15 protein-coding genes and 3 tRNA genes are annotated in these 25,744 nt (G+C 46.3%); 4 read left to right on the top strand and 14 right to left on the bottom strand.

Annotated features, from left to right (window positions below; translation table 11 throughout):
- Positions 1 to 12: 12 nt before the first annotated feature.
- Together exaC and MMOL_RS04030 are read left to right on the top strand one after the other, a co-directional pair.
- Positions 13 to 1,533, top strand: a complete 1,521-nt coding sequence (gene exaC / locus MMOL_RS04035; protein WP_015831738.1) for an acetaldehyde dehydrogenase ExaC — start codon at positions 13 to 15, stop codon at positions 1,531 to 1,533.
- A 110-nt stretch (positions 1,534 to 1,643) separates the two neighbouring features.
- A complete protein-coding gene (locus MMOL_RS04030; protein ID WP_041928530.1) occupies positions 1,644 to 2,018 on the top strand; it encodes a DUF779 domain-containing protein in 375 nt (124 codons plus the stop codon).
- Positions 2,019 to 2,041: 23 nt separating this feature from the next.
- On the opposite strand, the gene MMOL_RS04025 is transcribed toward MMOL_RS04030, so the two are convergent.
- The 8 genes from MMOL_RS04025 to MMOL_RS03990 form a co-directional block, all read right to left on the bottom strand.
- Positions 2,042 to 3,847, bottom strand: a complete 1,806-nt coding sequence (locus tag MMOL_RS04025) for a GGDEF domain-containing protein (RefSeq protein WP_015831736.1) — start codon at positions 3,845 to 3,847, stop codon at positions 2,042 to 2,044.
- Positions 3,848 to 3,998: 151 nt separating this feature from the next.
- Positions 3,999 to 5,201: an ABC transporter permease gene (locus MMOL_RS04020; RefSeq protein ID WP_015831735.1), complete on the bottom strand. Its 1,203-nt coding sequence runs from the start codon at positions 5,199 to 5,201 to the stop codon at positions 3,999 to 4,001.
- A gap of 82 nt (positions 5,202 to 5,283) precedes the next feature.
- Entirely contained in the window at positions 5,284 to 6,492 is a 1,209-nt protein-coding gene (locus MMOL_RS04015) for an ABC transporter permease (protein WP_015831734.1), read from the bottom strand.
- Entirely contained in the window at positions 6,479 to 7,201 is a 723-nt protein-coding gene (locus tag MMOL_RS04010) for an ABC transporter ATP-binding protein (protein ID WP_015831733.1), read from the bottom strand. The genes MMOL_RS04015 and MMOL_RS04010 overlap by 14 nt, the downstream gene beginning before the upstream one ends.
- Before the next feature lie 3 nt (positions 7,202 to 7,204).
- On the bottom strand, positions 7,205 to 8,347 hold the full coding sequence (locus tag MMOL_RS04005) for an efflux RND transporter periplasmic adaptor subunit (RefSeq protein WP_015831732.1): 1,143 nt from the start codon (positions 8,345 to 8,347) through the stop codon (positions 7,205 to 7,207).
- A 248-nt stretch (positions 8,348 to 8,595) separates the two neighbouring features.
- Positions 8,596 to 8,682, bottom strand: a tRNA-Leu gene (locus MMOL_RS04000).
- A gap of 265 nt (positions 8,683 to 8,947) precedes the next feature.
- Positions 8,948 to 10,864: a TolC family outer membrane protein gene (locus MMOL_RS03995; protein WP_015831731.1), complete on the bottom strand. Its 1,917-nt coding sequence runs from the start codon at positions 10,862 to 10,864 to the stop codon at positions 8,948 to 8,950.
- A gap of 507 nt (positions 10,865 to 11,371) precedes the next feature.
- On the bottom strand, positions 11,372 to 17,716 hold the full coding sequence (locus tag MMOL_RS03990; protein ID WP_015831730.1) for a retention module-containing protein: 6,345 nt from the start codon (positions 17,714 to 17,716) through the stop codon (positions 11,372 to 11,374).
- A 223-nt stretch (positions 17,717 to 17,939) separates the two neighbouring features.
- Between MMOL_RS03990 and MMOL_RS03985 the strand changes: the two genes are divergently transcribed.
- A complete protein-coding gene (locus MMOL_RS03985; RefSeq protein WP_015831729.1) occupies positions 17,940 to 18,638 on the top strand; it encodes a transglutaminase-like cysteine peptidase in 699 nt (232 codons plus the stop codon).
- A 20-nt stretch (positions 18,639 to 18,658) separates the two neighbouring features.
- Positions 18,659 to 20,575 (top strand): bifunctional diguanylate cyclase/phosphodiesterase, encoded by a 1,917-nt coding sequence (locus tag MMOL_RS03980; protein WP_015831728.1) that lies wholly within the window; start codon positions 18,659 to 18,661, stop codon positions 20,573 to 20,575.
- Positions 20,576 to 20,720: 145 nt separating this feature from the next.
- Here the strand turns inward: MMOL_RS03980 and MMOL_RS03975 are convergent, their stop codons facing one another.
- The 6 genes from MMOL_RS03975 to MMOL_RS03950 all read right to left on the bottom strand — a co-directional run bounded on the left by MMOL_RS03975 (position 20,721) and on the right by MMOL_RS03950 (position 25,716).
- The gene (locus MMOL_RS03975; protein WP_015831727.1) at positions 20,721 to 21,350 is read right to left on the bottom strand and encodes a response regulator transcription factor; all 630 of its coding nucleotides are present in this window, start codon (positions 21,348 to 21,350) and stop codon (positions 20,721 to 20,723) included.
- Complete coding sequence (locus tag MMOL_RS03970; RefSeq protein ID WP_015831726.1) at positions 21,351 to 22,763, bottom strand: HlyD family type I secretion periplasmic adaptor subunit; 1,413 nt, start codon at positions 22,761 to 22,763, stop codon at positions 21,351 to 21,353.
- A complete protein-coding gene (locus MMOL_RS03965; protein ID WP_015831725.1) occupies positions 22,760 to 24,913 on the bottom strand; it encodes a type I secretion system permease/ATPase in 2,154 nt (717 codons plus the stop codon). The genes MMOL_RS03970 and MMOL_RS03965 overlap by 4 nt, the downstream gene beginning before the upstream one ends.
- A 236-nt stretch (positions 24,914 to 25,149) precedes the next feature.
- Positions 25,150 to 25,380 carry a (2Fe-2S)-binding protein gene (locus MMOL_RS03960; RefSeq protein ID WP_015831724.1) on the bottom strand — a complete coding sequence of 77 codons (231 nt, stop codon included), beginning with the start codon at positions 25,378 to 25,380 and terminating at the stop codon, positions 25,150 to 25,152.
- A gap of 164 nt (positions 25,381 to 25,544) precedes the next feature.
- Positions 25,545 to 25,620, bottom strand: a tRNA-Gly gene (locus tag MMOL_RS03955).
- A 22-nt stretch (positions 25,621 to 25,642) separates the two neighbouring features.
- Positions 25,643 to 25,716: transfer RNA gene (locus MMOL_RS03950), tRNA-Cys, on the bottom strand.
- Between the last annotated feature and the right edge of the window lie 28 nt (positions 25,717 to 25,744).

Below are 25,744 nucleotides of genomic sequence, written 5' to 3'. Positions count from 1 at the left end.
ATAGGAGTTGGTATGAGTTTAGATTTATTAAAAGGTCTTGGTGTCACAATACCTTACAAAGCAAAATACGATAATTTTATCGGCGGCAAATGGGTTGCACCAGTTAAAGGCGAATATTTTGACGTAATTACTCCAATCACAGGTAAACCTTACACAAAAGCGGCTCGTTCAGGCGCTGAAGATGTTGAACTAGCATTAGATGCAGCACACGCAGCGGCAGACAGCTGGGCACGCACAGCCCCAGCGCAGCGTGCCAACTTACTATTAAAAATTGCGGATCGTTTAGAAGCAAACTTAGAAATGATTGCTACTGCTGAAACGATTGATAACGGCAAACCGATTCGCGAAACCTTGAATGCAGATATTCCATTAGCCATTGATCATTTCCGCTACTTTGCTGGCTGTCTACGTGCACAAGAAGGTAGCCTAAGTGAAATTGATGAAACCACAGTCGCATATCATTTCCACGAGCCATTAGGTGTTGTTGGTCAGATTATTCCTTGGAACTTCCCAATCTTGATGGCTGCTTGGAAATTAGCACCGGCAGTTGCCGCGGGTAACTGTGTAGTGATGAAGCCTGCTGAATTTACTCCTGTCAGCATTTTAATCTTGATGGAGGTGATTGCCGATATCTTACCTCCAGGTGTGATCAATATTGTAAATGGTTACGGCCGTGAAGTAGGCGCTCCGTTAGCCAACAGCCGCCGTATTGCTAAAATTGCATTTACAGGCTCAACTGCTACTGGCCGCGTAATTGCTCAGGCTGCCGCTGGTAACTTGATTCCAGCAACATTAGAGCTGGGTGGCAAATCACCTAACATCTTCTTTGAAGATATCGCATTAGCTGACGACGACTTCTTTGATAAAGCGGTTGAAGGCTTAGTGTTATTTGCCTTTAACCAAGGTGAGGTCTGTACATGTCCATCACGTGCATTGATTCAAGAGTCTGTGTATGACAAATTCATGGAACGCGTATTACCTCGCGTAGCTGCCATTAAACAAGGCAACCCGCTTGACCCTAACACCATGATTGGTGCGCAGGCTTCTGAAGATCAAATCAATAAAATCATGTCTTACATGGATATTGGTAAACAAGAAGGTGCGCAACTATTGATTGGTGGCGAACGTAATCACCTGACAGGCGCTTTAGCAGATGGTTATTATGTAAAACCAACCTTATTCAAAGGTAATAACAAAATGCGCATTTTCCAAGAAGAAATTTTTGGCCCTGTGCTAGCTGTAACTACCTTTAAAGATGAAGCTGAAGCATTGGCGATTGCCAATGACACTGTGTTTGGCTTAGGTTCTGGTGTATGGTCACGTGATGGTAGCCGTGCTTACCGCATGGGTCGTGGTATTAAAGCTGGTCGCGTTTGGACTAACTGCTACCACGCTTACCCTGCACACGCTGCATTTGGTGGCTATAAAGAATCTGGTATTGGCCGTGAAACTCACAAAATGATGTTAGATCACTACCAACAAACTAAGAATCTTTTAGTCAGCTATAACGCTAAGAAATTAGGCTTTTTCTAATCTTGCGCTTATCGCTAGCCTTTAGCGTGCTTGTTATCTAAAATAATAGGCACGCTAATTGATTGAAACAGAGAGGCGGTTAACCCGCCTCTTTTTATTAGGGGATTATGATGACAGATAGAGTCTCAGCCACACCATCAGCGATTGCACTGATTGAGCAGCTCACAATTGCGCATGGCCCTATTGTTTTTTTCCAGTCTGGTGGCTGTTGCGAAGGTAGCGGGCCACTGTGTATGCCAGCTAGGGAATTTCATCCTAGCCCATCCGATGTAGTGCTGGGCGAGTTAGCAGGCGCTATTTTTTATATGGGCGATAGCCATTTCTCATTTGCAGAAAATACCCACACGATATTGGATGCCGTACCCGGCTCTAGCGGTTCATTCTCTCTAGATTGTGGCTCAGGCCAGGCCTTTATTACACGCGGCCGTTTATACAACGATCAGGAGCTGAAACAGCTCCCTCCAGTCGTGCGTTATGGCTATTAATAGCCTAACCATATTGTAAACGCTTAAACCAAACTCTCAGGCAAGTTATCGGCCCCAATCACCCGGTTACGCCCACTGTGCTTTGCTTTGTAAAGTGCAGCATCAGCGCGCGGAATTAACACCTCCGGGGACTCATCCCCTACGCGCTCGGCAACGCCGGCGCTAAAAGTAATCAGCACGCGCTCATTATTGTGCATAAAGAAGTTTTTAGTCAGTTCGCGCTGCACCCGTGTAATCACCTTCACCGCTTCATCCTGCGGGGTAGCAGGCAGGATAATAATAAACTCTTCGCCGCCGTAACGTGCCAGTACATCGGTAGTGCGCAATACCTCTTTCAACACTTTAGCCAGATGGGTTAAGGCCTCATCACCCGTTACGTGACCAAGGGTGTCATTAAGCTTCTTAAAGTGGTCAATATCCAGCATTGCCACGCATAATGTAGTGTTGTGGCGATCAGCGCGGCTAAATTCACGCTCTAATGCCTCATCCATACCGCGCCGATTTAACGCCCCTGTTAGATAATCCTGATGTGCTACTTGCCCAATATAATCAAGCTCAGCAGTGAGTTCTTCAATGCGTTTCTCCGCAGCAAGTGCTTGCTTTTGGCTGTTCATAAACTCATCCCGGGTACGCTGCACCGTTAAACCAATAGAACGGGTGTCATCCAGAATGTTATTCAGCAACACGTTCAGCTCGCCAATGTTATCCGTAGTAGCGATTTTTTGCTGGTACGCTTCGATCTTGTCGTGATAGTCGCTGGTACTTTCTGTCATTTCCACCAGCCTATCCACGAAGGTCGTCACCATTTTTTTCAGGGTGTCCTTTGCCTCAGTCAGCGCCGGTTTAATCTGCGCTTGCTTATACACCAGCTCTTTTAGGCTACTTTCGGCATCATACAGAGTGTTCAGGCTCACGGGTTTAGACACAATGTCACTGATCACCGTGGTTTGTGCATACAGCCACTGGTCTTCAGTTTGCACCATGGAACCCATGCTAGCCAGCACTAAGCGCAACAGCTGCAATAATGACTCATGGATACGGCTTTGCTGATCTCGCTGCATCTCCAGCGAGAGTAAAATCGATTTTAAATCTGCGGCGCAGATAATTAGACTTTGCTCATTGCTGACCTTTTGCATACGACCCAGCAAATTAACAGCTTTCTGGTGTAGCTCCGGTGCCGCCTCTAGATTTGGGATAATGACCAGTTCAAATGCGCGTAACAGCATGTCGCGCCATTGGCTAGCATTAGCCATAGAACCCGCAGGCACTGCCGATTTAGCCGCACTTGGAGCATCAGCGGCAATCGTACCTTCTGAAGACATCACCGCATCAGCGGTACCGCTTAACCCCCAAGAGTTAACCAATGCCTGAATTTTTTGTGCGAGCACATCGGAGTCGCTGGCGAAATTAACCAGCACCTTACTTAAGCCCTCTTTCTTCCGGCTCAGCGTGACACCTTTGTGACTGACTTCCAGCTGTTTCAGCAGATTGCGAATCACGTTAGACCAGTTCGCCTCTTCCACATTGGCACCCGTGGCGCTTGATGGAAACAACTTGGTTAATTGCTCTTCAACTTTAAGCCAGTCGCCCTTCTCTACGAGTGGGCCAATCGCCTGTGCCACTGCAAGATACTTGGGCTTTTTCTTACCAGCCGCATTGAGTACTTTTTCTAGCGTTTTACCCAGCTCTGCGGATTGATCTACTGATTTAACCCCCATGATTTCATCGTAAACACTACGAAAATGATCCGGCGTTGGCGGCAACTTACGTTGCATCAGTTGTATTAAGGTCTGGCGAGCAGCTTCAATAGGAGAGTTTTTTTGTTCCATCGTTTTTTGTCTATTCGTTATGTTGCAAGCACTAGATGTTGCAAAGACTAACGCTGCAATATCAATCAATTAACCTGTGGATCCAGCCCATTATTATAAGCTGACAAAAGCTATTCATACGCTAGATATTTTCACTGTATTACTATGACTTTCAGTCTGCCCTTAACGCATTGATTGGATCTAACTTCGATGCGCTTCTAGCTGGCATTACACCTGCCAATAAGCCAATCATAACTGAAATTAGCAGTGAAATAATGGCAAAGCTCCACGGTGTATGTACTGGCAAACTAGGCAATAAAAGCCGCAGTAACTGCGCGGTCATCACACCAAATAAGAGTCCAAATAAACCACCCAAGGCAGCCAGCACGACAGATTCACCTAGAAACAAAAACAACACCGTAGCACGCTGCGCTCCCAGCGCCATCATCAAGCCAATTTCATTGGTACGCTCATTCACGGCAATCGTCATAATCGTGACGATACCCACGCCCCCTACCAATAATGAAATACCACCCAATGCTCCAACTGCCATGGTTAAAATATTAAGTATATTGGACAAGGTATTGAGCATATCTTCCTGCGTAGTCACGGTAAAATCTTCAGCGCCATGGCGTAGCTTTAACAAAGACTTCACTGCGTTAGCAACACCAGTCGAAGCGACCCCTTCTTGGTAAAGCACGTGAATTTCCATCAAACCTTCGCGGTTGTACAACTCTAAGGCACGCTCTGTGGGAATAAATGCCGTGTCATCTAAGTCTATACCGAGAAACTGCCCTTTAGGTGCCATCACACCAATCACGCGAAAATGCAAACCGCCGATTTTTACCCTAGCCCCCAATGGATTTTGACGACCAAACAATTCATCACGCAATTTACTGCCAAGCACAATCAACGCCCGTGAATCGCCCATGTTCTCAGCAGGCAAAAAGCTACCTATACGTACTGACGAGCTAAAGACCTTAGTAAAATCTGCGTCTACCCCATACACCGTTGAGCGCCGTAAGCGCCCATTGGCGCCCAGCTCCGAGTTACCCCATACCGTAGGGGTTGACCCAATCACATGCGGTAACTGCTTGAGTGCGGCTGCATCCTCCATGGTAAGCAAACGTGCGGTAGATGGGATTCCTGCAGGTGCTTGTCCACCAGTTTTAACTTTACCAGGTGCAATCGCAATCACATTAGTGCCAAACTGGGTAAACTCCGCCAGTACATAGCGATGTACCCCTTCACCAATAGAGGTCAACAGAATCACAGACCAGATACCCACGGCGATACCCAGCATGGTTAACATACTGCGTAGGCGGTGCGCAGTAATCGCCTGAATCGCAAACCGTACAGAATCTTGAATTAACATATACGCTCTTGTAGTAAACACTTAAGCAATCGCACCGGCAGATATACAAACAGGTAAAACGAACCAGTAAACGAATTTGCCATTACTTCTTAGATAATGCCTGTATCGCATCCAGCCTAGCCGCACGTCTGGCTGGCATCACACCAAATATTAAGCCGGCAAGCAAAGCAATCGCCAAACCTGCCAATACCGCCCATAACGGTGGGTAGGCAGGAAAGGCAGGATATAAATAACGTAAAAGCGCGGCGCCCAAGTAACCCAGAGCCAGCCCAACCACTGCTCCAGCGACAGAAAGTAGTAGCGCCTCCACTAGGAACAGCTGCTGCACTGCCGCAGTAGTCGCCCCCAACGCTTTTAACAAGCCAATTTCGGCAGTGCGCTGTGTCACCGAAACCAGCATCACGTTCATCACCAATATGCCAGCAACGGCGAGACTAATGGCAGCGATGCCGGCGATACCCAGTGTTAATACGTTTAAGATTTTATCGAAAGTTTGCAACACCGCATCTTGTGCAATGACGGTAATGTCTTCCTCACCTTCGTGCCGGGCAATAATAGCCTTTAACACGCGCGCTTTTACAGGATTAATCTGCTCGCGACTGTGTGCCTCGATGAGAATACGAAACAGGGTGTTGGTATTTAACATGGCCTGCGCGCCAGCGATGGGTACGATCACCACGTCATTACTCGTAATCCCCATCCCACGGCCACCTTCAGCTAGCACGCCTACCACCCGATACTTCCTATCGCCGATACGCACACTTTGACCAAGCGGATTATCGCTACCAAACAACTCAGTGCGCACCACAGCACCTAACACCACTTCGGGTGAACTGCCACCGCGCTCGGTGTTGGTAAGAAAACGCCCCAGCGATAATTTAAGATTGCGTAGCTGAAGATAATCAGCATTGGTGCCAATTAAGATGGACTCGCGCAGTTTTCCTGCTGTCTTCACTTCGGTTGTTGCCACCACAAGCGGAGATACCAGCTTGACACCTGGTAATCGTAACAAAGATTCAGCATCATTAACTGTTAAATCCCGTGGCGTACTCGTCACTAGGTTTGCAGGATTAAAGCCACGCGTTTCAGAGCGTCCAGGCAGAACAACCACTAAATTGGTACCGATGGAAGAAAACTCATCTACCACGTAACGCCTTGCACCATCGCCCAATGCCGTTAACACCACCACAGATGCAACCCCGATAGACATTGCCAACACCAGTAATAATGTACGCACTGGCGAGCCAATGGCAGCGTAACTGGCAAAACGTAAAGTGTCAGGGACTCTCATCGCTTACTGCCTCAACGGCTATATTGGGCGAAGTGTCGCTTACTATCGCACCGTCGTCCATTTTAATTTGTCTGCGTGCACGAGCACCTAACGCATGATCATGTGTCACCACGATTAACGTCACTCCCTGCGCATTGAGTGCTTCCAGTAAATTCACCACCTCCTCGCCTGTCACCCGGTCTAAATTACCGGTAGGCTCGTCTGCCAGCAACAAGGTAGGCCGCATCACCGTAGCGCGCGCAATCGCTACACGCTGTCGCTGGCCGCCGGATAGCTCATTGGGTCTATGCTCAGCACGCGCATCTAAACCATAATCATGTAACGCCTGCTTCACACGCCGCACACGCTCATCGGGAGAGATACCAGCCAACATCAGTGGAAGCTCGATATTGGCAGCGGCAGTCAACCTTGGCACTAAATGAAAACTCTGAAAGATAAATCCAACATACGCACTGCGCACTTGCGCCTGCTCATCTGCGACTAACGTAGTAACATCTCGTCCCGCTAAATGATATTCACCAGCATCCGCACGATCCAACAAACCCAAAACATTCAGCAAGGTAGACTTACCAGAACCGGAAGGCCCCATCACCGCAATATACTCACCCTGCTGTATATTAAGATTTACATCACGCAAGGCATGCACCTGGCTATCACCCAAATAAAAGGTACGGCTAATATGCGCTAAACGGATTAGAGTATCAGTCATGGCTTACTTCTCCGATGGCTCTACGCTGACAACGGCACCAGCTTGCACCCCTTCACGATCCACAGATGTCACAATACGATCACCTTTACGAAGACCGTCTAATATTTCAGTATATTGCCAATTAGCGATACCTGTTTTTACGACACGCGCTTCCAGTTTTCTATTTTCATCTTGGTAAAGTAGCACCCTGCCTCCCTCCAACAATGCAGAAGTTGGTATTCTGAGCACATGGTCATGGCGCGCTAACACTACCTCCACATCAGCGCTATAGCCTACTAATAACTGATTGATATCCGCGGCATTATCTAATGCAACATCCACATCAATGGTACGTGCCTGCTTTTCTACCGCAACGACATAAGGTGCCACACGTTTGACATGGCCCAGCAAGGTTTTGCCCGGCAATGCATCCAGCACGATACGCGCAGGTTGCCCTAGCTTAATTTTAGGCGCATCCACCTCATCCATCGGCACTTGTACATATAGGCACGAACTATCAATTAAATCTATTGCAGGCGGTGTAGCCACACCAGGAGGCGAAGGCGTAGTGTACTCTCCCAACTCACCAACAATATCAGCCACTACCCCATCAAACGGTGCTGCTAATACAGTTCTGCCCTGCTCAACCTCAGCCAGCTTTAGCCTGGCCTGTGCCTGGGCAATCTCGGTATTGATAGAAACACACGCAGCACGACGCGACCGTGCCTCTGCACGCGACTTTTCTTCTGCTGACTCGGAAATAAAACCGCGCTGCCTAAGCTGCGTACTGCGCACGGCTTCACGCTCGGCATTGTCAGCCAAGATGCAAACTTCACCCACATGCTTACGTGCACTATCCACTTGTTTGAGTGCTAGCGTACTTTGCGCTTGCTGATCCTCATTCCATAACCGAATCAGCACTTGGCCTTTTTTCACATGATCGCCTTTTTTAACGCCTAGGTAGGCGATACGACCACCAATGATGGGAGATAAACGGGTTCGCAAACAAGCCTCGACCGAGCCTGCGCGTGTATTTGAAACGCTGGACTCAACCAGCCCAGATTGCACCACAAAAAGAGTAACGGGTAGCGGCTTAGGCATTGTAAAAAACCAAATGCCAACCGCAACCAACAGAACCAAACCAATTGATATCAGTATGCGCCGCATTGACCCTCTTGCTGTAAAAGGTAAGAACAGGCGACTTGATCTAGCATGCCATGATGACTGTTAATCAGGCAAAGACATGCTTTGATGACCACGCAAAATTGCGCACCAAGTCAATTTCATTCTAGACTTAGCTGTGCGACTAAGCAACATCAATACAATAGTAATTTGGAAATCAATTAAGAATAAAATTCACGAAAAAAGCGAACAGCTTTTGGCAATGATTTACTTAAATTTTTGGAATAAAACTTTGGTGCCCGGGGCCGGAGTCGAACCGGCACACGCTTACGCGCGAGAGATTTTAAGTCTCTTGTGTCTACCAATTTCACCACCCGGGCGGATGGAAGGTGTAGATCAAACAACGGTGCGTATTCTATAACAATTACTGAAAAGTTTGCAGAAATATTTCACCATTTTTTAATTATTTTTCTACATTTGTCGTTTCAATTGATTTTTTTAGCCATGTCGCGGCAAAAAATCTGGGAAAGTTATTCCAAACTGCTTAAAAAATAAGCGCACCGCTAATATGCTTAGGGTGCGCTTTGCTTGACCTGCTACTTTGCTTTTAAACTACAGCAAGCTAAATGACTTCAATAAATGAAATTACTTAACCAACTCGCGTGTGATTTTCCAATCACTGCTTTCATGTTGGAACTGCAGCTCTTTATTAGCACTATCTTGATACGCAATAGTTGGCGTACGTTGCATATTGCACACTTCACAAGAAGTATCTGCCACCTTCTTAATTTTAAAAGTAGTTAAAGTGTATGACTGTTTAAACGTAGCTTTACCAGTATCACCATCACAGCTCACTTGTAAGTCCTCAATCTTCAAGCCAATCTTACCATTTGTGCTTAAGCGTTGGCGGCGTTGTTTTTCCCATGCAGCTCTATCCAGCGGTGCCTCAGGTGCAAATTTATCTGCATAGAATCGGAAATAACGATCTGCATCTTTTTGACGCCAAGAACTGGCCCAGTCATTCACACGGTCAGTAATCGCTTGCACATTACAAGTTGACGCAGCAGCAGGCGGCGCCACCGCAGCAGGGCTTGCAACTGGTGTCACTGGTTTAACCATTGATGGGTAAATATTGGAGAGTGGCTTAGCATCTGCCAAAAGTGAGGCCTTATCAACCTGCATCTGTACCGGCGCCATCGCCTGACACACATTCTCGTTATCTAAATATTCCTCACGTGCATACTCAGGTAAATTGCCGCGCTGCGCGCCAATTTTGTTCAATAACTCACCTTGGCCTGCATAGGTTCTGGCATGTGCCAGTTGCAAATCATACTCAGTGTTAGCTAAGCTGCGCTTAGCCTGGAAATACTCGTTCTCAGAGTCCAGTAAGTCTAGCAAGGTACGTTGACCAATATCGTACTGCTTACGATATGCCTCGCGCGCATTCTCAATAGACAACCTGTGCTGGCTTCTATAACCACGCTGCTCGGTTAACTGTTTCACGTCATTGTAGGCAATGGTCACCAACTGGCGTGTATCAATACACGCTTTGTCACGCTGATCATGCGCTCCATTGAGCTTTTGCGCGGCAGTGCTAATCGAGTTTTTATCAGAAAATCCGTTAAACAAATTAAAGTTCATGGTCAGTTCAAGCAGGTCTGCAGCACTGTTACTGTAGCGCCCGTCAGAACTGGTACCTAAGTTTTTACGCGCTTGCAAATCCAACCTAGGCATATATTTAGCCTCATTGGTTTTAATCTCGTTTTTCTTGGCTTGAATATCCTCTATCGTTGATAGCAAGTCCGGATTTTGTCTATACGCTACCTTTAATGCAGCTTCAGAGGTTGGCTCTAAATTGCCGTTAAATATGGTCGGCACCTGCAATGTTGCTGGCGGCAGCTCACCGTATAACCGTTGCAGCCTAGCTGTTACATCGTGCAAGTTAGTGGTTTCTGTGAGCAGATTGGCCTCTGCTAACGCCAAACGACCGGTCGCCTGTTCTAAATCAACCTTACGTGCAACGCCAGCATTTACACGCTCTTGAATGCGATCAAACAACTGTTTATGGATTACATAGTTGTCTTTTGCGTATTGAATCAACTCTTGGTAGCGCAAAGTATCCAGATAAGCACGCACAAACTCCAGCGAGGTGCTTTGCATCGCACTTTGCAGTTCAAAGTATCGAACACGGCTGGCATGGCCCAAGCGTTTGACCTCATTGCTGGTTGCAAAGCCATCAAAGATCATTTGCCTTAACACTAACTCATTGTTCATACGCGGAATTTGCGTATTGCTTGTATTTTTCACCAGCTCTTCTTGTTTGCGGTAAGTAGAAACAAGGTCTGCTTTAGGAAGAAAACCACCCCGCACAGTCTCCTGCTCGAACCCTGCTTCTAAAAACTTGTGATATCTAGCTTGAACTTCAGGATTGGAAGTGATTGTTTTCTCAACCATGTCTTTTAAGCTAACCAAAGGTTCCGCCGCATTTGCAACATCGATTGCTAGCACGCTCAAACCCAGCAAAAACAAATAGCTTAATTTATATTTAAACCGTTGACTCAACTCACTCTCCTAATTGTAAAACGCTTTCTAGGTTATTAGCCGTATGCGTCATGCACTAAGTAATACCATATTGACACGTGCAGCAGCAAAAAACATACCAGATTATGTATCAGAAGCTTAAGCCAGTTTATTTCAATGACTTTGCAAGCTTGATTAAAGCGCGGATATTACATAATAGAACGTGAATTATCAATCATTTACATGATATTACTTTAGTAAATTACAAAAATTTACAATGCACTACAACGTGATATTTTTCTTAAGCGAGTGGTATTTAATAAAGAAAAGTTGCTAATAACTTCACAACAGCAAGAGAAATTATAATAAAAAGTGTCTACTTATTGACACATCAAATGATTTTTAATCATCCATTATTTTGTGAATAGAAATAAAAGTGATGATATTTCGACGAGCCTCATATAAATAAAAAAGACCTTTAGCAACGTGATTGCCGCTAAAGGTCTTAGGTTAAATCAGTTAAAACGAATATTAGTATTATCTAATGATTTAATCCGTGATTAGTTTTTGATTATTTATCAGATTCTGAATCACTTGCTGGTCATTTGCGTAAGAGCCAACCAAGTCTACATTTTGTAGTGTTATAGTTTGCACTTCAGCTGCCGGGTTATAACCATTATTGAAGCTACCATTGCTACTGATATGTACAACTGTATCAGTACCCACTTTTTCAAAATGTAGGTAGTTCTCTAAATTAGCGCCAACGCCACTACCAATTTCTCCTTGCAACAAATCACGTAAATCAAGTTTGTCACTATTCGCTGTAGTGTCAAAATCAGTAATCACATCAGTAGCTGGTGTACCAGTCGCGCCGGCATCGGCAAGTGACCATTTGAATACATCAGCACCCAAGCCGCCAGTCAATGTGTCGTTACCAGTACCACCGATTAAGATATCATTGCCAGTACCACCATTTAAGATGTCGTTACCTGAGCCACCTTCTAGACGATCCGCACCAGTACCACCCAGCAACGTGTCATTGCCAGCACCGCCGATGAGTACATCGTTACCACCGCCACCAATTAAGGTGTCGTTAGTATTGCCACCAAGAAGGATTTCGTCACCGTCGCCACCCGTAATCGTGTTACCCACCACATTGTAGACAGTGGCTGATGCCGAACTAGCAACACCATTTTCAGTAACAGTGTATTCGAAGCTACCGTTTTCTGTCATTGGGCCCACAATATCAGTCAAAGTCAACACTAGGTTGTAACTAGTATCTGTGGTACCTACTGTCTGCATGCGAATAAAGTACTCACCAGACTCAGGCGCTGTGAAATATCCATTAGGCGCCAAGCTAGTACCTGTACCAGTCGTGCCTACAGTAAAGGTCTGCAACACACCATTTGCATCAAAGTACTCGACAAATGCATTCACCCCTTGTGTTTGGTTATCCACGTCAATGAATACACGTTCACCTGCGTACATTTTCACTTTAACGTAATCCACATCACGAGTACCGCTACCACTATTATCCAGCAAACCGCTAAATACGATAGAGCTGCCACCGGCCACATCTACAGCCCAAGTTGGCGTACCGGAAACCACAGTACCGAATTTGCTACGGTCCGTTAAATCGACCGCGTTTTCTCGGGTGCTATTTTGCGTTTGTGATGTAGAATCAAAAGACGCTTCAGTGACAACCTGAATCGTTTTTGCCGCAACTGCGTTAGCGGTAAATTGCACTGTGCTAGTACCACTAACCGAGCCGTTCACCGCATTTTGCGTGCTCGTAATGCTACCGGTGCCACGTAGACTGTCGTTATGCAGCAATGCCGCAGCAGAAACACTTATTGGCGTACCCGTTACCACATTGGTTAGAATCGTATCAGCGTTAGGGTCTAAATTAGCCACATAATCTAAATTGATATTCAGATTAATGGTTTTCGTGTCGCCATCTCCATCTACCGCCGTGACCAAGAATGACTCTTGCTCATTTTGCACCGTTCTATTGAGCAACAAGTGATAGCTATACTCCCCTGTCAGGAAGTTTACAGTCAACTCACCACCTTTATTGGTGCTTATAGTCATGCTGCTTGGGCCGCTAGCGCTATAAGTATAAGTTACGCCATCAACCACTACACTATTGAGTCTACCGCCATCTGCACCCAGCAAGAAGCCGCTGCTACCGCTACCGGACAACACAGACATATTGCCAACCACGACACCACCATCCACCGTGGACAATAAGGTATCTGCAAGATCAGCAGGGTTATCGACACGAATCGCGTAGTCTTCTGTACCATTACCATCAGCATCCACATTAGGGTATGCAATTGGAGTGAGTGAACTCAATGATGCAGTGCCGATACCAATACCGAAGGAGATATTGCCATTGGCTGCCACAAAGTTTTGCCATTGCGTTTGCAAGGTTGCATCAACCTCATAACCTGAGTTTGGCTGTCCATCTGTGATGAAGTAGAACAATGTTTTGTCTGCAACAGGCTGTGTAAAGCCAGACATGGTTTCATTGAGTGCGGTTGAATATTGCGTACCGCCACCTGCTTGCACGTTATCTACATAACGCACAGCGCCTGTTACGTTATCAATGTACCACTCGCTCTCAACTGCATCAGATGAGAAAGTAACAAACTTGACATTGACATTACCCAAACCATCATAACGCGCTATCAATTGCGCAATCGCTTCTTTAGCAATCTCCATACGATTGGTGCTTGCATCGTAGCCTGATTGATTCGACCATAAGCCATTAGCATCTTGCGCCATACTACCTGAGCGGTCTAACACGATGACCACATTATAGGTTAGCGCTGCTGAAGCAGCCTGCAGTGTTTGTGTAATATTGCCGCCTACAGGCGCATCATCAACGATGTTAACAGTCAGGTTAGCATTAGTGCTTTGACCAGTAACACTATCTGTCAACACGTAATTGAAGGTAGGTTTATCGTTGACACCTTCAGTCGTCGCTGCGTTGAGTGTGTAAGTGTATGCACCAGTATTAGCATTTACCACCAGCGTGCCAGTAGCGCTGGTCACAGTGATGGTGCCGCTAGTAGGTGTTACGCCATTAATGCTGGAGATGGTAGTCGTAGTGCTAACACCAGCATCATTCACCAGCAAGTTTCCACTTGCTGTAGTGGCTAACACACCTGCTTGCGTGCCTGTCGACAAGCCTGACTCGTACACAGTAGCGCTATCAGCAACAGCACTAGGATTACCATTGGTGTTAATTGTTAACGTAGTGCTTGCAGTACTACCGTCAGCATCTGTAAGCGTGTAGGTAAACTGATCTGGTGTAACGGCAGTGAGATCAGGCGTTGCGGTTAATCCGTTAACACGGAAATTAGCTGAGCTTGAACCAGAAAACACTATGTATTGAAAAGCAACCGTACTGCTGACTGTCCCAGTTGCAATGTTAGTGCTATTACCAGTAATAGTGCCGGATGCCACAATCGCACCATTCGCATCATAAGCACGCCACTGAGCAGTTTCACTGGCTGTCAGATCTGTCAGTGTCACACTGGTATTGCGGCTTAACATACCCAGATTGAGCACTAGATGCTCATTATTTTCAATACGAGAAATATTGCTTTGATTTGATGCGCTTCCAGACAACGTAGTTTCCACGCCAATACCGTCATTGTTACTATTTGTGTTATCACTAAGTCGCACGATATTAGAGGCCGCAGTGGTCAAAGCACTTAATGTAAGCGTATTGTTACTGTTAGTCAGTGGAGATGTACCATCAAAACCAAACGAACTTATACCAGCACTGGTCCAGTTTGCAACGGTACTTGCTGTATTGCTTGGTGATACTGGCACTACTTTGTTTTGATAACTAGAGGTATAAGTGTAACTGCCCGTTTCATTGATAAGTAAGGTGCCATTGCTCGTAACGATGCTGGTATTGCCCGCACTCAAATTATAAGTTGTGCCATTAAATACAATACTAGATACGCGCGCAGCATCAGCACCAAGTGTGTCAACGCCACCGGTGTCACCTGCACCGGTAATCACATTACCTGTCACGCTCGCAGTGTTGTTAGTTGTTGGGTTACGGAAGCCTACGCCCACACTATCAGTATCTGGATTAGCCACTGGTACAGAGTCTGCAATATTGAGCGTCACGGTAGTCCATGCTGAATTTAAGCTGCCATCAGTTGCACGGTATACAAAACTATCAACATCAGAAATAGCATCTGCATGGTTACGCACTGGCGCAGTATAAGTAAAGGTACCATCAGCATTCATCACCACTGTGCCGCCTAGGGCTGTGGTAATTGAATTTGTACCATTAACAGCCGTTGCAGTGGCACCGCTATTCGTTGCGAACTGGGCAACGGTCAGTGTGGTTGAGTCCACATCAGTGTCGTTAGCAAGGATATTGCCGCGAACAACCGTTGTACCCTCTACCACGCTATTCACACCATTAAATACATCGGCAACGCCTACTGGTGCGTCATTCACCGGAGTAACGGTGATGCTGAGTGTGCTGGTGCTACCAGTATTCACCGTGTAGGTGGCAACCGGAACGCTGCCGTTGTAGTTAGCCACTGGCGTGAAGGTGTAGTTACCGTTCGCAGCAATGGTCAGAGTGCCAACACCAGTAATGGTGGCCGTTTGACCAGCCGTGAAGGTGCCGCTGATACCAGCAACTTTAAAGCTACTCACGGTGAGCACATTGTCTACATCACTGTCGTTACTCAGAACATTACCAGTGGCCGGGTTGTCTTCATTCACAGTGTTAGTGTCTGCAATCAGTACGCTTGGATCATCTACCGCATTGACAGTAATCACTTGGTTTGCTGTCGCGGTAGTTGCGCCATCGGTAATCACATACGGGAAGGTCACCGTACCATTGAAGTTCAAGGTAGGCGTAAAGGTAATGACACCTGCCGCACTTACATTCACCATGCCGCCAGTAACTGCAATCGCTTGCGCCACTCCTGGTGTGAGTGCCGTACCGTTAATGCTTTGGATCGTCGGTGTTGTGCCATCTGGGTCACTGTCATTAGCCAATGGTGTTAGGGTGATGGCTGGGCCATCTTCATTCATCGTATATGCATCACTTACAGCCGCAACCGGTTCATTTACATTGGTCTCGTTCAGCGTAATCGTGGCGTTGCTGTTGTTGCCAGCCGCGTCACGTACTGTGATGCCGTAGTTGCCAGTATTCGTGCCTTGTTCGAAGTCGTTCACCCCTGAAGCTGCGCCAGCGGCAGTGATGGTGATCACGCCGGTGTTGCTGATTTGGTAGTAGCCGTCTGCGCTGGTGTTAGTGCCTGTGGCTGTAAAGCTGTAGCCTGTGACGCCAACGTTGTCTGAGGCAACGACCGTAGCAACCGTCGCGCCAGCTGCGCGGTTTTCTGCATAGGAGAAGGTTTGGTTGGCGATCACTGGGTTGGTGTCGTCCAAGTCGGTCTCGTTCAGCGTAATCGTGGCGTTGCTGTTGTTGCCAGCTGCGTCACGTACTGTGATGCCGTAGTTGCCAGTATTCGTGCCTTGTTCGAAGTCGTTCACCCCTGAAGCTGCGCCAGCGGCAGTGATGGTGATCACGCCGGTGTTGCTGATTTGGTAGTAGCCGTCTGCGCTGGTGTTAGTGCCTGTGGCTGTAAAGCTGTAGCCTGTGACGCCAACGTTGTCTGAGGCAACGACCGTAGCAACCGTCGCGCCAGCTGCGCGGTTTTCTGCATAGGAGAAGGTTTGGTTGGCGATTGTAGGCACTGTACTGTCTACGCTGTAGCCTTCGGTGTCGCTGGCAGTCGCGGTGTTACCTGCTGCATCGGTGGTGCTGACGGAAGCGTCGATCACACGGTCTGGGTCAGCCACTAAGTCGCTGCCAGCTACTGGGATGCTGAAGGTCAAGCCTGGTTGTACCAAGCCGGTGTAGGTGTTGCCGTTGATCACTAGGGTGACGGTGTCGTTCACTTTAGCGTCGCCGCCTACCGTGCCGGTGATGTTGACGTTGCCGCCAGCTTCGCCAGCATTGATGATGTCGTCAGCAGTCACGTTCGGTGTGAGTGTAATGGTCGGTACTGGTGCTGCGGTGTCGATACCCACAGTGTCTGCGCCTGAGGTGCCGACGTTACCAGAAGCATTAGTGTAGCTGCCTGCGTTCACGCTGACGCTGCCTGTGCCTTCGAAGCCTGCATTGGCGGTAAAGGTGGCGGTAAATACCAGTGGGTCTGCGGTAGCAACCAGGTTGCTGATGATGCCGCCGGTGCTGCTGATGTCGCCAATGGTGAAGCCTACTGGCGCTTCGCTGAAGGTGAAGGTGACGTTAGATACGGTGTCTGCCACGTTGAGGTTGGCATCGACGATGTTGACCACTACGCTTGGGCTGTTGGTGTCAGGAGCACCGCCAGTACCAGTCACCACATTAATTTGATTGAGGGTATCCGCAAAACTGTTACCTGACAACGCTTGCTCATTAGGTGTTGCAGATCCAAACTCATAACCAAATCTAAAATTATTTAGGTCATCGTTAATTCTGAGCAAATCAACAAAGCTGAAACCGTAACTATTAGATGAACCGCCTGGACCTGCCGCAGTTTCCTCTAATACATCGCCAATGTCTTTACCCTCTTCAATCGCCTTAACCACAGTATCGATGGTGGCAACATTCACCGAGGTATCTAGCGTTGCCGGGATAAAATCTTCTACAAGTTCATCGGCAAAAGCAACCAGTTGCTCAGCGCCTATATGCACAACTTGCCCATTGGCTAGCTGTAAGTCCACTTCAACACCAGCGCCTGTTTTAATCGTATCTGCAGTCTGAATATTATCGCCCAATCTCAAATCGCGCTGATTGCCGTTATTTGAAATTAATGACGCAGTCCCTGTCATTGCAATGATTTTGCCGATTAATGCCATGTTAATATCCTAAGAAATATTAGATGTTGCCGTTAAACTTTTATGAGCTGTTTAGCATTAAACACCTTGTGCCAGCTAAAACATATTGTACTAACGGCCAATACATCATTCGCTAGTGCGGCAAGTGTAAAAATCCAAAATAAATCTAAGCTAAAACCCAAGTTACTTAAGGTATGATGCCTAAGAAGCAATGTCGTAGCGACATTAATTTTTTGGAGTATGCGTGGCTGAAATCACTAACAAAACATTAGGCTCACTGAGGTTGCGGCTATGCATAGCCGTGATGATGTGTTTGTCATTGTTTTTTAGCTATCTCGCCGCGGAAGGTTACGACTTCAATAAACTCGCCACCCTCGCCAAGCAAAAATATGGGGATGAGGCCGCCAATGATTTCTTAGAGCTACAACAGCTCACCATCAGCCTCAAAAATGCAAGCGAGGCGGAAAAGCTCACTCAAATTAATAACTTTTTTAACCAAAAAGTCATGTTTGCAGATGACATCAACGTATGGGGACAATCAGACTACTGGGCAACACCGCTGGAGTTTCTAGGCTTACATGCTGGCGACTGTGAAGACTTTAGTATTGCTAAGTATGTGTTCCTGAAAGCCGTGAATGTCTCTAATGACAAACTAAGACTCACCTACGTTAGAGCTGAACTTTCAGAGAACAATAGAAAAGTCATTAAAGCGCATATGGTACTCAGCTATTATGCAACGCCGCAATCAGAACCACTCATTTTAGATAATTTAATACCGCAAATTTCCCCAGCCTCAAGCAGAAAAGATTTGTCACCAGTGTTTAGCTTTAACGATAAAGGGCTGTGGGTTGGCAATAGCGCAAAACCTAAATCAGACTCTCAATCTAACCTATCAAGATGGCGAGACGTGCTAGCACGTATGCGCGCAGATGGAATTGAATAAATAAAAGTAAGGATGAATTTATGTCACTAATTAAACAACTATGGTTAGCCATTATTTTAATTTTAGCGTTAGCATCTAGCGGCAGCTTTATCTTAAGTACATTATCCAGCAAGCAATATTTAGAAAAGCAACTGCAGATGAAAAATAACGATAACGCGGTCACACTCGCGCTATCAATGACACAGCTACCCAAAGATCCAGTCACACTAGACCTACTGCTCTCCGCACAGTTTGACTCTGGCTATTATCAATATATTGCGCTACTCGACACCAACGGAAAGCCACTCAGTGAGCGCGTGAATAAAAACATTAAAACCCATGCACCTCAATGGTTTATCAACGTAATTCCACTACAAGTAGAACCGGGCATTGCTGAAATACAAGAAGGATGGGCGCAGTTTGGCACATTAAAACTAGAAAGCAACACTACCTTTGCCTACAACAAACTTTGGGACTCAACCATACAAATCGCGCTATGGGTGCTGCTCATCGGCTTAATTAGTTGCTATTTGGCGGGCCAATTACTTAAAAAAATCCTAAAACCACTCGACGATGTGGTGGATCAAGCGCAGGCCATTGGTGAAAGCCGGTTCATTATGATTAATGTCCCTAAAACCAAAGAGTTTAAGTCCGTGGTCAACGCAATGAACACCCTCTCCAACCGCGTGAAAAAGACTGTCACAGAAGAATCAGCACGCTTAGAAGAACTGAGGTTTGATAACAACTTTGACCACGTCACCGGCTTAATGAATCACGATTACTTTGTTAAAAAAGTCAACGCCAGCATTAGTCACGAAGAGTACTTCAATGAAGGTGTGATGGTGATTACCAGAATACTCAACATTGCTGAAATTGACCAAAAACTCGGTTATAAAGAAACCAACCAACTACTAAAAACGATTGCAGATGCATTGCAGCATTTGTGTGAGCAAAATCCTACACTGTCTGCCAGCCGACTAAGCGGTGCTGATTTCGCAGTATTCTCCAACCAACCGGCAGACTGCTACAGCCTAGGTACCAGCATCAACGGTGTATTTGAAAAAGTAAGCAATATTACTGGCCAGAATATCTTGGTAAATTTCATGACCATCTCTGCTCGTATCACTCGATCCGATACTGCCGAACACATCATTAACTCGGTACATCACGTACTAGATGACATCGGCACTGAAGGTAGCAACAATTTACATGTCATCAACTCTGGCGAACTAAATCAATATCAAGACCACAACTTGCAAGAGTGGAAAAACCTGCTGACTTCCGCGCTAGATAACAAGCGAATCAAGCTAGAAAGCTATGCTGTGGTAAATCAAGTAGGCGACTTAATTCACTATGAGTCGCCGGTCAGGTTACAACTTGCCAACGATGGCAAATGGTTTTGCGCAGGTGAATTTATCACATGGGCAGACAAACTAGATTTAATTAATCGCGTCGATGAACTGGTATTGCAAACTGCCGTTAATTCGCTCGCTAATGGCGCTATGCCTATTGGGCTCAACATATCGGCTAGCGCCATTTGCAACCCCGCATTTATTGATGCTGCAATGACAGCGATTAAGCAGCAAATTCAGATTGCAGATAAGCTATATTTTGAGGTGCCGGAACAAAGCGCTTTTGACCACTTGCCGGAATTCAGGCAGTTTTGCGTCGCCGTAAAAGCGCTGGGTTGCAAAGTAGGTATCGAACACGTAGGCACACGCATTTCACGCTTAGGTGAACTACATGATATTGGTTTGGACTATATTAAAATCGACGCTTCAGTGATTCGTGATATTAATAAAAATGAAGCCAATAAAACCTTACTGAGAGGCCTCTGCATGATTGCACACTCGATTGGCGTGATTGCAATTGCCGAAGGTGTGCAAAACAGCGATGAAATTAATGCATTGAAACTGCTTGGCATTGATGGCATGACAGGACCAGGTATTACACTCTAACGCAGTAAAAAACTAATCGATAACACTTAAACAGAAACTAATGCGAACAACACCTCAGCTTAACCCGGGCTTAGCCTGAGGTGCTTAACTTGACGGTTAGATGCCGTCTAGTTAATTAGCCCAACAGCACCAACCTTGGCCTCAGCTAATGCGTATTAAGCATTAACGCTAGCTGCAACCTGTCTTTAGCGCCTAGGCGCTCAAACGTTGCAGCCAAATGCGCCTTCACTGTACGCTCTGTAATATTCAGCAGCTTTGCCACCTCCTTATTACTTAGACCTTTTGCCACTTCAACCGCTACTTCCCGTTCGCGATTAGTTAACTGGTCTAGCAAACCATTAACGTAAGCAGGCTGATTGCCAACCAACTTAGTGGAAGTCTCAATTAATCGTTGCAGTAACTCCTTCCCTAACCATAAGCCACCGTGGTCAATCACGGTTTTAATTTCCGTTAACATGGCAGGGGGTGAATAAGCATGCGCATAACCCACAGCACCGGCACTTAATGCAGCAAAGCAATCGGCCTGATTAGGCGCATTGGCCAACACCACCACCTTGGCGGATTGAAAGCGACTGACAATATTGACCACCATGCTACTTAAGCTGTCTGGTTTTTCTTCATTCACGTGCAACCAGAAAACCAAGCCATCCCCCACCGTCGCACCATTTAATTTCGACGGCACTTGAGAAAAGTCTTTAACGATTTTTGATTCTGGAAATGCTTCAGCCCAATGACTAATCTGTTCAGATAAATTACTTACAAATATATCCTGCATCTATCTCTCACTGAAAGCGTACGACTTTGCTTTTAACACTGGTTTTAGTAAGTAGGAAAGTATGGTTTTCTTTCCAGTCATAATATCAACTTGCGCTACCATCCCCGGAATAATCGGCAACCCTTTACCAAGGCTGGACTTAAGCGTACGCACACGCACAACATAGTAGGCATTACCTTTTTCATCCACAATAGAGTCCGGTGAAATATTTTCCACCACCGCATCCAATGCACCATAAATCGTATAGTCATAAGCAGTCAGCTTAACTACAGCCGGCTGTAGCAGGCTAATAAAAGCAATATCTTTAATCTGTATTTTAGTCTCTAAGATCAGAGCATCGTCGGTCGGCACCACCTCCAACACTTCTTTACCTGGCTGAATCACCCCACCCACAGTATTATAAAAAAGACGGCTCACTTTACCGTTAACTGGAGATTTTAGCGTGGACTGATTCACTTTATCTTTAAGGGAAACACTCACCTCAGAAACGCTGTTTAGACGCGCAGTAATATCATTTAACTCAGTGCGCACCTTACTCTGAAAATTCTGCTGAACCTCAGAAACCTTACGTTTCGCCTCGCCAATAGCGCTTTCAATTCGGCCAATCTGGGCACGTGCTTGATCAATATCACCTTTAGCTTTATTAGTTTCCCGCTCCAGTTTTAGAATATCAATCTCAGACACTGCACCACTCGCTAACAAAGGCTTATTTGCTGCAAGCTCGCGTTTTGAAGACTCATAATTTTTTTCTGCGATCTCTTTGCGGAACTGCACTTCAAGCAACTCTTTTTCACGCTGTACCATCTGATCACGAGCAATCGCAATAGCCGAGGTCAACTCATCTTTACTGGAGTTATATAAGGCATATTCCTGATCATAAGTTTCAGGTACTTGCTTACGTACCTCATCAGGCGGATTAAAGCTGGTTCCCTCGGCCAATGCCCTTAATCTATACTGCTTGGCCAAGTAGGCTAGATATTGAGATTGATTTTCACGCAGCGAGGATACCGCACGCGTTTCATCAATACGAATCAGTGGCGTACCAACTGCAACTGCCTCCCCTTCACTCACTAGAATCTCTGACACTATCCCGCCATCTAGCGACTGAATCACTTGCACTTGCTTAGACGGAATCACGCGACCATCACCACGCACTACTTCATCCACTTTGGCAAAAAAAGCCCACAGCACCAACAGTAGCAGCATGGCCGCAATCGAATATAGCAGCAACCTAGCGCGTATTGGCGTCTGCTCCAAAATCACCAAGTCTGCCTCTTCGTGCCAAGGCAAATCTTCTTTCGTTTCAGTTGGCGTCCATTTATCTAAAAAGTAATAAATAGGCTTGGTCAGCCAGGTTTGGCTTTTTAGGAAATGATTAATCGTTCCTAGCTTTTTAAACAAGTCTTCACTCATAGCGCTTTACCAATCTTGCCGTTTCTTAGTGCCTCAGTCACTTGGTCTTTTGCCCCATCCGCCACCACACGTCCGGAATCAATCACAATAATACGATTCACCAGAGCATATAAAGATGAGCGATGCGAGATTAACAACAAGGTCTTGTTCCGAGTATATTCAAGCAAGCGCGTTCTAATCGCGTCTTCGCCTGAGTGATCCATTGCACTGGTGGGTTCATCCAACAACATGATTGCCGGATTATTAATAAATGCACGCGCAACGCCTACCCCCTGCCGCTGCCCTCCAGACAAGGTTTCACCACGCTCACCAATCAGCATATCAAAACCTTTGGGATGGGAGTTCACAAACTCATCAATCCCGCCAATCTGCGCAGCCGTAATCACGGCTGCATCATCCACGTGCGGGGCGGATATTGTTAAGTTATCGCGCATAGAACCATAAAACAATTGCGTATCTTGCTGTACATAGCCAATACTGCGCCGCAACTCTGCCGGATCAATTTGACGCGCATCAATACCATCAATCAAAACCGCACCTTCTGTGGGCTGATACAGACCAAGAATCAATTTGTGAATCGTTGATTTACCGGACCCCATGCGCCCAAGTACGGCTACATGTTCACCAGCCTTGATTTTGAAAGAAACCTTAGTGAGCGCATTGCCCTCGGCCCCAGGATAACGGAAAGAAACCTCTCTAAACTCAATATCACCATTAAACACCGGTCTGGATAAAAACGTACTGTCCACAGGACGCTCTACCGGTCTTTGCATGATTTCGTCTAGCGAGTTGAGTGAGGTTGCTGCATTATGGTATTGGGTTAACAACCCTGCAGTTTGCGCAACAGGCACCAGTGCACGTGACGCAAGCATAGTGCAGGCAATTAAACCGCCCATAGTCAACTCACCATTAATCACCAAATAAACACCCAGAATCACCAAAGTAACATTGATTAACTGCTGCATGGTCGCAGCACCATTATTAATCGATGATGACAGCAAACGCAATTTACTGGAGACTTCCGTCAAGAAATGCGCACTATGCTCCCATTTGCGCTGCATCTGCCCTTCAATCCCTAATGCCTTTACTGTTTCCAGACCAACCAAACTTTCAATCAAAGTAGCGTTTCTAGTCGCGCTGGCACGATACATGGTTTCAGAGAGGTCATGCATCTTGGTTTGCACACTAAATGAGTAGATCAAAATCACCACTGCACCCAGTAGCACCGGAATAATCATTGGCCAAGAAATCCACGCCATCACGCAAATAAAAATCAAACCAAACGGAATATCAATCAGGGTGGTAATCGTGGCAGAAGTAATAAAATCGCGCACAGTTTCAAACGAGCGCAGATTAGAAGCAAAAGACCCTACAGAGTTTGGCCTTTGCTCCAAACGAATACCTAACACCTGCTCCATAATGCGCGCGGTAAGCTTAATATCAATGCGCGTACTGGCCCAATCTAGAAAGTAGCCACGCATGGTACGCAGCACCAAATCACCGACAAATATCAGTGAAATACCCAGCGCCATCACCCACAAGGTTTCTGTGGCACGATTAGGCAACACCCGATCATAAACATTCATGGTAAACAAAGGCATGGCTAATGCGAGCATATTAACCACAAATGCCGCCACCATAATATCTCGGTAAATACGGCTATTCTCGGCGAGAGAGCCCCAGAACCAGTGGCGTACAGTTACCTTACCCACACTAGGCGCACGTTGATCAAACGTGTATTTAAGTTTGGCTACAATAAAATAGCCTGCGCTTCTGGCTACAATATCGTCTAATGGCACCGCGACTTCGGCATCACCAAGCTCGGGGAAAATCACACCCACGGTCCTAGTTTGAAGATTCACTTTGGTAACCACACAAGCTTCATCATCTTTTAACAGCAAAATAGCCGGTAAAAATTCCTGCCTGGCTTTATCCAATGATTTCTTAAGAATGGTGGTGGCTAAATGCACACGACTCGCAGAACGCTTCACCAGTGCCGGCGTCATTTTTCCCTCGCGTAGCGGCAGACCGGCCACCAGCGCATCACGCGAAGTAGCGACGCCATGCAGACGGCAAACCAAGAGTAGACTCTCTAGTAACGTATCAACAACACCTTCACTAGCTAACTGGCTCACTTCATCCTGATGCATGAATTCACTTTCTTAGAGTAATTATGGTTACATTATGCTACGAATATACGTATCGTACTAAGTATTAGGCGCACACTACAATAGAATTAATACTAAATAGTATTAATTTCTAGCAGAATAAGCATCTATCCATTGGGATAGTTGACAGCAAGCACGCGTGTTAATTAGCTGTTACTGGCATTCAATACATAGCAACTTAGCACACAGTACAAGGCAAAAGTGAATGCCAGTGGAGTTTATCCACCACGCTGTTGCTGCTCAGCAAGCTCCTTCAGAAAGTCAGCGACATCCCACTCACAACCGCCGCAACCGGAAAGTGCGCCTGTCCATTGTGAGATTGCGTCCATATCCATGCCGCGCTCAAAATACTTTTGTATTTCGCCGCGTGTGGTGCCACTGCATTGACACATCACTTCATCGACAGCACTATCATTGGGTGTGCTAACACTATCATTGGGCGTATTCATGGGTGAATATAGATTAAAAATTTTGTTGATTGTTTAACATTGTAACACCATGCAGTTTAGTGTCGTGGCAGCGAAGAATTAAGGCGGTGGCTGGCTTCAGGATTCAATGGGCATGCGTAAAAACAAAAACGGCGAATACATGACTGTATTCGCCGTTTATTATTTGGAGCGGGAAACGAGGCTCGAACTCGCGACCTCAACCTTGGCAAGGTTGCGCTCTACCAGCTGAGCTATTCCCGCAATCAATCTATGCTAAAAACACTGGAGGCGCGAGCCGGAGTCGAACCGGCCTAAACGGCTTTGCAGGCCGCGGCATAACCGCTTTGCTATCGCGCCATTTTTAGCATTATTACTATACATCAAA

The sequence above is a fragment of the Methylotenera mobilis JLW8 genome, assembly GCF_000023705.1.
Classification (GTDB): Bacteria; Pseudomonadota; Gammaproteobacteria; order Burkholderiales; family Methylophilaceae; genus Methylotenera; species Methylotenera mobilis.
The sequence above is the reverse complement of the archived record's forward strand: the minus strand, read 5'-3'. Positions and strand labels throughout refer to the sequence as shown.

Bases quoted from the DNA above. Each gene is read 5' to 3' on its own strand.
- MMOL_RS03965 (WP_015831725.1), bottom strand. From the start codon at position 24,913: ATGCATCAGGATGAAGTGAGCCAGTTAGCTAGTGAAGGTGTTGTTGAT.
- MMOL_RS04020 (WP_015831735.1), bottom strand. From the start codon at position 5,201: ATGTTAATTCAAGATTCTGTACGGTTTGCGATTCAGGCGATTACTGCG.
- MMOL_RS04010 (WP_015831733.1), bottom strand. From the start codon at position 7,201: ATGACTGATACTCTAATCCGTTTAGCGCATATTAGCCGTACCTTTTAT.
- MMOL_RS04005 (WP_015831732.1), bottom strand. From the start codon at position 8,347: ATGCGGCGCATACTGATATCAATTGGTTTGGTTCTGTTGGTTGCGGTT.
- MMOL_RS03990 (WP_015831730.1), bottom strand. From the start codon at position 17,716: ATGGCATTAATCGGCAAAATCATTGCAATGACAGGGACTGCGTCATTA.
- MMOL_RS03960 (WP_015831724.1), bottom strand. From the start codon at position 25,380: ATGAATACGCCCAATGATAGTGTTAGCACACCCAATGATAGTGCTGTC.
- exaC (WP_015831738.1), top strand. From the start codon at position 13: ATGAGTTTAGATTTATTAAAAGGTCTTGGTGTCACAATACCTTACAAA.
- MMOL_RS04030 (WP_041928530.1), top strand. From the start codon at position 1,644: ATGACAGATAGAGTCTCAGCCACACCATCAGCGATTGCACTGATTGAG.
- MMOL_RS03980 (WP_015831728.1), top strand. From the start codon at position 18,659: ATGTCACTAATTAAACAACTATGGTTAGCCATTATTTTAATTTTAGCG.
- MMOL_RS04015 (WP_015831734.1), bottom strand. From the start codon at position 6,492: ATGAGAGTCCCTGACACTTTACGTTTTGCCAGTTACGCTGCCATTGGC.
- MMOL_RS04025 (WP_015831736.1), bottom strand. From the start codon at position 3,847: ATGGAACAAAAAAACTCTCCTATTGAAGCTGCTCGCCAGACCTTAATA.
- MMOL_RS03975 (WP_015831727.1), bottom strand. From the start codon at position 21,350: ATGCAGGATATATTTGTAAGTAATTTATCTGAACAGATTAGTCATTGG.
- MMOL_RS03970 (WP_015831726.1), bottom strand. From the start codon at position 22,763: ATGAGTGAAGACTTGTTTAAAAAGCTAGGAACGATTAATCATTTCCTA.